At 33.3% G+C, this 1336-nt stretch carries 1 protein-coding gene; it reads right to left on the minus strand.

All coding sequences use genetic code 11. The features are described 5' to 3' along the window. Positions 1–48 precede the first annotated feature (48 nt). Positions 49–1245 carry an IS256 family transposase gene (locus tag FS85_RS0110900; RefSeq protein WP_010136321.1) on the minus strand — a complete coding sequence of 399 codons (1197 nt, stop codon included), beginning with the start codon at positions 1243–1245 and terminating at the stop codon, positions 49–51. Positions 1246–1336: the final 91 nt, after the last annotated feature.

Genomic DNA, 1336 nt, shown 5'->3' on the forward strand with positions numbered 1-1336 from the left:
GACACTGTCCCTTAATTTGTGTAAGTTCTAGAAATAGGGTTTAGCTATTTATAGCTGAATCCTATTTTCAAATATAGCTAAAAATTGGTTTAATATTAGTCCCCAATTTCTAATAGGTTGTGTCCATTTTTTAGTAGATTCTCTTAAGGCTAAGAATACAGATTTAATTACTGCATCATCTGTTGGGTATGAGAGCTTATTTTTAGTATACTTTCTGATTTTTCCATTTAGGTTTTCAATAAGGTTTGTGGTGTAAATAATGGTTCTAATTTCTACAGGAAAGTCAAAGAAGACAGTAAGTTCATCCCAGTTGTTTTCCCAGCTTTTAATAGCGTAGGAGTATTTAGCGTTCCATTTTTGTTTAAAGTCTTCTAAGGAAGCCTTTGCTGCTTCTTTAGTAGGAGCTGTATAGATTTGCTTCATATCTTTAGAAAACTCTTTTCTATCTTTCCATACCACATATTTACAGGAGTTTCTAATTTGGTGTACCACACATATTTGAGTCACAGATTCTGGGAATACGGTCTTTATAGTATCTGTAAATCCATTTAAATTATCCGTAGCTGTGATTAAAATGTCTTGAGTTCCTCTAGCTTTGATGTCCGTTAAAACGGTCATCCAAAAAGCCGAAGATTCATTCTTACCTAGCCATAAGCCTAATACTTCTTTTTTACCATTGGTTTTTAATCCTACAGCTATGTAGATGGTCTTGTTAATGATTTTTGAGTTTTCTCGAACCTTAAATACCACTCCATCCATCCAAACAATCAGATAGCAAGGATCTAAAGGTCTGTTTTTCCAAGCAATGATATCTGAGTTGATTTTATCTGTGATTCGAGATATAGCAGAACTAGAGATATTAAAGTCATAAAGCTCTAGGATTTGTTCTTCAATATCAGATACAGACATTCCTTTAGCATAGAGACTAATGATGATGTTTTCTACACCATCTAAGGTGTTCTGTCTCTTCTTTACAATCATAGGATTAAAGCTTCCATCTCTATCTCTTGGAACTGAGATTTCTGATTCTCCTAAAGTGGTTTTAATTTTCTTTTTAGAATAGCCATTACGTGCATTATCATTCGGACGAGTTCGATGCTTGTCGTAGTCTAAATGAGCATCTAGTTCTCCTTCTAGCATTTTTTCGATGCCTCGTTTTTGAATCTTGGCTAAAAAATTACTCAATTCATCTCCTGTTTTGAATTGCTTTAAAAAGTCGTCGTTTAATAAATCTTCTGGTTTCATATGTGTAAATTTAATTGTTTATCAAAAAAAACAGGGTTTGAACATATTCAAACCCTGTTTCTAAAACTTACACACTTTGTGGTTTAGTGCC

The organism is Ochrovirga pacifica (assembly GCF_000220525.1).
GTDB classification, from domain to species: domain Bacteria; phylum Bacteroidota; class Bacteroidia; order Flavobacteriales; family Flavobacteriaceae; genus Ochrovirga; species Ochrovirga pacifica.

Coding starts and splice junctions, on each gene's coding strand:
- FS85_RS0110900 (WP_010136321.1), bottom strand. CDS start 1,245: ATGAAACCAGAAGATTTATTAAACGACGACTTTTTAAAGCAATTCAAA.